Origin of the sequence: Clostridium frigoris (assembly GCF_018861865.1) — a bacterium.
Taxonomy (GTDB): Bacteria; Bacillota; Clostridia; order Clostridiales; family Clostridiaceae; genus Clostridium_AD; species Clostridium_AD frigoris.
On record NZ_JAHLDV010000096.1, the window covers coordinates 1 to 6,711 of the forward strand.

Annotated in this window: 7 protein-coding genes; 5 read left to right on the forward strand and 2 right to left on the reverse strand. The window is 29.8% G+C overall.

What is annotated here, in order from left to right; all coding sequences use genetic code 11:
- Positions 1-261 precede the first annotated feature (261 nt).
- Positions 262-1,134 (forward strand): polyamine aminopropyltransferase, encoded by an 873-nt coding sequence (gene speE / locus KPL37_RS18815; RefSeq protein ID WP_216151605.1) that lies wholly within the window; start codon positions 262-264, stop codon positions 1,132-1,134.
- A 65-nt stretch (positions 1,135-1,199) separates the two neighbouring features.
- Entirely contained in the window at positions 1,200-2,588 is a 1,389-nt protein-coding gene (locus tag KPL37_RS18820) for an amino acid permease (protein ID WP_216151606.1), read from the forward strand.
- Between the two features lie 61 nt (positions 2,589-2,649).
- On the opposite strand, the gene KPL37_RS18825 is transcribed toward KPL37_RS18820, so the two are convergent.
- A complete protein-coding gene (locus KPL37_RS18825) occupies positions 2,650-2,940 on the reverse strand; it encodes a DUF503 domain-containing protein (RefSeq protein ID WP_216151607.1) in 291 nt (96 codons plus the stop codon).
- Between the two features lie 22 nt (positions 2,941-2,962).
- Complete coding sequence (locus KPL37_RS18830) at positions 2,963-3,865, reverse strand: 3'-5' exoribonuclease YhaM family protein (protein WP_216151608.1); 903 nt, start codon at positions 3,863-3,865, stop codon at positions 2,963-2,965.
- A gap of 223 nt (positions 3,866-4,088) precedes the next feature.
- Here KPL37_RS18830 and KPL37_RS18835 point away from each other — a divergent pair, with 223 nt between their 5' ends.
- The 3 genes from KPL37_RS18835 (at position 4,089) to KPL37_RS18840 (ending at position 6,558) form a co-directional block, all read left to right on the forward strand.
- Positions 4,089-5,753, forward strand: coding sequence for a ribonuclease J (locus KPL37_RS18835; RefSeq protein ID WP_216151609.1), 1,665 nt, complete (start codon positions 4,089-4,091; stop codon positions 5,751-5,753).
- A gap of 253 nt (positions 5,754-6,006) precedes the next feature.
- The gene (locus tag KPL37_RS20190; protein ID WP_281418730.1) at positions 6,007-6,132 is read left to right on the forward strand and encodes a hypothetical protein; all 126 of its coding nucleotides are present in this window, start codon (positions 6,007-6,009) and stop codon (positions 6,130-6,132) included.
- Between the two features lie 237 nt (positions 6,133-6,369).
- The gene (locus KPL37_RS18840; RefSeq protein WP_216151610.1) at positions 6,370-6,558 is read left to right on the forward strand and encodes an alpha/beta-type small acid-soluble spore protein; all 189 of its coding nucleotides are present in this window, start codon (positions 6,370-6,372) and stop codon (positions 6,556-6,558) included.
- The last annotated feature ends 153 nt before the right edge of the window (positions 6,559-6,711 follow it).

The following is a 6,711-nucleotide window of genomic DNA, read 5'->3' on the forward strand; positions in this document are numbered from 1 at the left end:
ACGAACACCTCATTTATAAATTCTTATGAGGTAATTCTACACTATATTTTTGTCTGTTTGGGACATAATCAAAAATGGTATACTAGGACATTATCATAAACGGATCATATATAAGTTGAATTTAATTAAATGCAAGTTGAACTCTTTAATTTTTATGATATACTTGAAGATGTAACTTTATAAGGCTCAAAAATAAGAAGTAAAGTATGATTTATTAATAATAAAAAAGATAGTTATACTTATTATAATGGAGGAATTATTATGAAAACGAATGAATTGCCAAATTATTTTAAAAAAACTGATAATGAACTGTGGTTTGAAGAAGTTGAAGTTGAAAAAAAAGATTTAAAAATTAGTTATAAGGTTAACAAATGTTTTTCTTATTCCAAATCTCCTTATCAAGAGGTAGCTTTGATCGATACTAATGCATTTGGTCCGTGTCTTGTTCTTGATGGTGTAATGCAGACTACATCTGCTGATGGATTTATATATAATGAAATGATTACGCATATACCAGTACTTACCCATAAGAATCCAAAAAATGTTTTGGTGATTGGTGGAGGAGACTGTGGAGCGGTAAGAGAATTATCGAAGTATGAAGAGCTTGACACAATTGATATGGTGGAGCTTGATGAATTAGTAACTAAAGAATGCATAAAATTTCTTCCAGAAATAAGTGGAGGTTCAAGCTTTGATAAAAGAATCAATTTTAAGTTTGGAGATGGAGTTGAATATGTAAAGAAGACTGATATTAAGTATGATATAGTTATGGTTGATTCACCAGATCCTGAGGGTCCTGCTAAAGATTTGTTTGGAGAAGAATTTTATAAAAATGTAAAAAGAACATTAAAAACTGATGGAGTAATGGTATGCCAAAGTGAATCTCCAATGATTCATCGTAACATAATTGAGAATACAAGAAGAATATTAAAGAATAATTTTAAAATAGTAAAAACATATATTGCTTTTGTTCCAACTTATCCAGGTGGAATATGGAGTTTTACAATGGCATCAGATGTTTATGATCCTAGTAATATGGACGTAAATAGATTACCACTAGAAACTCGTTATTTAACAAAAAAAATTGTAAAATCTTGTTTTGATCTTCCAAATTTCATAAGTGATTTAAAATAAATTATCAAATTTTATAAAGCAAAGTATATAAATAATTAAAAAAGACAACATTAAGGTGGGCAAAAATGAATATTTTTAAGAAAAAATCTTTTGAGCAGATGCAGGATGGAATACATCAATCTGACTTAAAAAAAGACCTTACAGCAAAAGATATAGCAGCTTTAGGTATAGGAGCTGTTATTGGGGTAGGGATATTTGTTGCGACTGGTACAGGGGCACATATTGCAGGCCCAGCAGTTATTATATCTTTTGTATTAGCTGGAATTGTGGCTTGCTTATGTGGATTATGTTATTGTGAACTTTCAACAATGTTTCCGGTAGCAGGTAGTACATATTCTTATGCCTATATTACATTTGGAGAAATAGTTGCAATGTTAATTGGGTGGTGTTTAACGGCCGAATATTTAGTTGCTTGTAGTGCTGTTGCTTCTGGTTGGTCTGGGGCGTTCGTAGGGATTTTAAAAACTTCAAATGTTAATTTGCCAAGTGTTATTACATCCTCACCAAGTAATGGAGGTATAGTTGACCTACCCGCAATACTAATAGTGTTATGTTTAACTGTACTTTTATGTTATGGTATGGAGGAAAGCTCTAAAATTAATAATATAATTGTATGTATAAAAATAGGTATAATACTTGTTTTTGTATTAGTGGGAGTAGGACATATTAATTTGGGAAATTATAAACCTTTTGCACCATTTGGGTTTAAAGGAGTTTTTGCAGCAACTGCATCAATATTCTTTTCATACCTGGGATTTGATGCTATAGCAACTAGTGCTGAGGAAGCTAAAGATCCTGAAAAAGGTGTATCTAGAGGACTTATAGCATGTTTAGTTGTAGTAAGTGTATTGTACATTGCTGTTGCATTTGTACTAACAGGTATTGTCCCTTATAATTCTATAAATTTACAAGATGCATTGCCTTCTGCACTATCGAGGATAGGAATAAACTGGGGTTCTATTTTAGTTGGAGTAGGTTGTATAATTGGAATGATATCTACACTTTTAGTAGTATTATATGGTCAGGTAAGAATATTTATGGTAATGTCTAGAGATGGATTATTACCAAAGTTATTTTCAAAGATTCATAAAAAGTATAAAACACCATATATAGCAACAATTATTACAGGTGTTATTGCAGCGATAATAGCTGGATTTTTACCATTAGATATTATTGTCCAATTTCTAAGCATTGGAACTCTTTTAGGATTTATAGTTGTAGCCTTAAGCGTAATAGTACTTAGAAAGAGAATGCCAGATTTTAAAAGGACGTTCACATGTCCATTTGTACCAGTTACACCAATACTTGCAATAATTTGTTGTTTGCTTTTATTAAGTAGACTTGGAATAAAGACATGGATTGGATTTATAGTTTGGTTAATAATTGGAATTATTACATATATAGTGTATGGTAGAAAACATAGTGTTATTCAAAATGAAAATTTATCAAAATAGTAATATATTGTGAATTAATAAGCTTACCATTTATTATAAATGGTAAGCTTATTAATTTTATTTACAGACTAACAATTTGTTCTTTCTGAATATTGATTATTTCAGCATCCGTATTATCTTCTATAAAAGTAATTATATGTTCCATTGTGGAATCTAATTGTGATGAGGTTCCACATATACCAGCAATACCTATAACAATTGTTTGATGAATATCTTGTTCATCTACTTCTGATACTGATATGTTAAACTTATTCTTTAGTTTTTGAATTATACTTTTTACTACCATTCTCTTTTCTTTTAAGGAGTGTGACCATGATGCTCTTAGGGTAACTTTCATAACTAAAGTCTTCATGTGTTTTTCACCACCATTTTGATTACAAGTATAATTTAGTGTCAATTCTTCTATCGTAGTCTGACCAATTACCTGATTCTGTTTTATCCTTCATTTGAGAAATTTTATTCATAGTAGCATCTGTTGAATCAGCAAAATTGACTATAAATGATTCTTCCATTTTCATTCCTCTTGGAGAACCAAATTCAGGTTTACCGTGATGTTGAACTATACATCCCTTTATTCTAGCAATAAAATCTTTAGAATAAAGGGATTCATTCCCTCGAATAGCTTTATCAATTAACTCTACACCGATAACAATATGACCTTCCATTTCGCCTCTAAGGGTATATTTAAAAGGACCATCATAATATAATTCATAAATCTTACCAATATCATGAAGTTTTGCTGCAAGTACAGCTATTTCAGTTCTCCTACATTCATATCTTTCGCAAAGAGTAGCAGTTAAATACATAACATTTAATGTATGTTCTGCAAGACCGCCTATATAATTATGATGCATAGATACTCCACCTATTCCTCTTTGAAATTTATCTAAGAATATTTCATTCTTAAAGAAATAATCATTTAAGGTTTTACCTTCATTTGAAATAATATATTTATTTGTAAGGGTATCCATTTCAGCCATAATATCTTCAATAGGTCTATTTACCGTTGGTAGATAATCTGATAAATTATAATCTAAAATAAATTCATATTTTTTTACATCTAAGTTTTTATCTTTATATCCCTCAATTTCTAGTACGCTTCCTTCTTTAATATCCCCATTTTTGCTAGGTATATTAGCTTTTACTTCTCCACTTTTGTCTACCAATATACAGACAAATTTAGAAGCATCTTTAAACATTATTTTCATTACCATTAATGAAATTTTTATATTAGTTCCGCTTTTTATATCTTTTAAAAAAATCTCTTTTGTAATCATATGATCCTCCAAGTTAAATTTATTTTTCTGATAAAGTAAGTGCTAAAATCTATTCGCGCTTATTACTGTACCATATTTATTTGTATCTGACTAATTTTAATTAAGCGCTTACAACTTTTATGGAGAGATTACAATAATAACTGTGGTAATAAGGTATTAATTTCATAATTCATGGCAAAATAAAGGAAAAAAGTATTATTGATATAAATAAGGAGAGGATTTAATGGAAACCCAGAAAAGTTTAAAGATTATCCCTTTAGGAGGACTTGGAGAAATAGGTAAGAATATAACGGCTATTGAATACGCGGATGAAATCATTGTTATAGACTGTGGTGTATCGTTCCCAGATGAAGAAATGTATGGGGTAGATTTAGTAATTCCAGATATAACTTATTTGAAAAATAATGCGGAAAAGGTAAAAGGATTTTTCCTAACGCATGGTCATGAAGATCATATAGGCTCGTTACCATTTATTCTAAAACAATTGAATGTACCTATTTATGGTACTAAATTAACATTAGGATTAGTTGAAAATAAATTGAAGGAACATAATATCTTGCCATATTGTGAACTTCACATTGTAAATGCTGGGGAAACAATAGAACTACAAAATCTTAAAATTGAGTTTATAAGAGTTACTCATAGCATAGCTGATTCCTGTGCTATTGCAATTCATTCACCAATAGGCGTTATTTTACATACTGGTGATTTTAAAATTGATTATACCCCAATTGACGGATTAGTAATGGATCTAGAACGTATCTCAAATTTAGGTAAAGACGGTGTTCTATTTCTTATGGCTGATAGCACAAATGTTGAACGTGAAGGGCACTCGATTTCTGAAAAAACTATTGGAAAGACTCTAACTAGAATATTTTCTAGTGCAGAGGGTAGAGTTATTGTAGCCACATTTGCTTCGAATATTCATAGAATTCAACAGATTGTAGATGCTTGCGTGAGATATGATAGAAAAATTGTTTTTATTGGAAGAAGTATGGATAATATTTCACAAGTAGCTATGGAGCTCGGATATCTTCATATACCAGAAGGTTACCTTATAGATGTAGACGAAATGCGTAATTACGACAACAAGGAAATTACAATAATAACTACGGGAAGTCAAGGAGAACCTATGGCAGGACTTGCTAGGATGGCTTTTGTTACTCATAGAAAAATAACTATAGAACCTGAGGACTTGTTTATTATTTCAGCATCTCCAATCCCGGGTAATGAAAAACTTATTTCTAGGGTAATCAACGAGTTATTCAAAAAAGGGGCAGAGGTAATTTATGAGGATTTAGAAGAAGTACATGTATCCGGACACGCATGTCAAGAAGAATTAAAATTAATTCATGCATTAGTTCATCCTAAATATTTTATGCCAGTACATGGTGAATTTAGACATCTAAGAAAACATGCTAAGTTAGCACAAGAATTAGGTATGCAAGGTGAAAATATATTTACTATGGAAACAGGGCAAGTTTTAGAACTTACAAAGGATCAAGCTAAGATTACAGGAAGGGTACATACTGGATCTGTATTTGTTGATGGACTTGGAGTGGGTGATGTTGGAAGCATAGTGCTTAGAGATAGGAAACACTTAGCAGAAGATGGTATGCTCACAGTAGTGGTTACTTTAGAGCGGGAATCTTATAGTATTATTGCAGGACCTGATATAATCACTCGTGGATTTGTATATGCGAAGGAGTCGGATGTATTGATTAGGGAAGTAAAAGAGATTGTTAGGATTGAACTTAATAAGTGTTTAGAAAATAAAGTTATTGAATGGCATGTATTAAAGTCAAATATAAAAAAATCTATAGAGCAATATTTGTATAAAAAAACAAATCGTAGACCGATTATTCTTCCAATTATTATGGAAATTTAAACTAAAAAGTACTTGATAATTATTAATATTATCTTGAGCACTTTTGTTTTAGTAAGTATAATAAGGTTTTAAATAGTTAAAAATAGCTAAGAAAAAAGTTTGTTTATTACTATTTATTAACATTAAATAAGGCTTAAGGAAGATAATAATAAGGAGTATACACCATTAAAATAAAAGGAGGATCATAAATGAATAAATTTCAAAAGAAAATTGAAGATGTAATGGAATGAATAGAAAAATCAAATTTGTATAAGTGTCAAACAAGAAGGGATTTAAAAAAGTAGCAAAAGCTTTAGTTGAAACAAATGGAACTGTACCTGATTTTACAAAGTATAATTTAAATACAAAACATTGGAAGAGTGCTGAAAAATTCATTTAAATATGTTTTATTAAAGAAATTGTAAGGAATTAATTTAAAAACATATACATTCCTACGCCACTTAATTATCTCATTTTTTATTTCTTTTTAGATAACAGATTATAAAGTTTTAACATAATACTCCTTTTTTATTTAATTTTATTTAAATAGTGATAAATTTCTATGAGTATTATTTATAATATTGCACATTATAATAGTACAAATGAAAATCATTATCAAGAAGAGGAGGTGACTTATATGTCAAGGAATAGAGTATTAGTACCACAGGCTAAAGCTGGATTAAATAAATTTAAAATGGAAGCTGCTAAAGAAGTAGGAGTAAATCTTACAGATGGTTACAATGGTGATTTAACTTCAAGAGAAAATGGTTCAGTAGGTGGACAAATGGTTAAAAAAATGGTTGAGGCTTACGAAAACAATTTATAATGAGAAGATAAAATTTCAGTGTGAAAAAAAAGTCTAGCGTAATTATAATGTACCCTATCGGGTAGACAATTTAAAAAAAGTCTACCCGATAGGGTATTTTTATGTATAATAAAGAAAAGCATGGTAGTTTAGCAATTTAAATTTGATAGGATT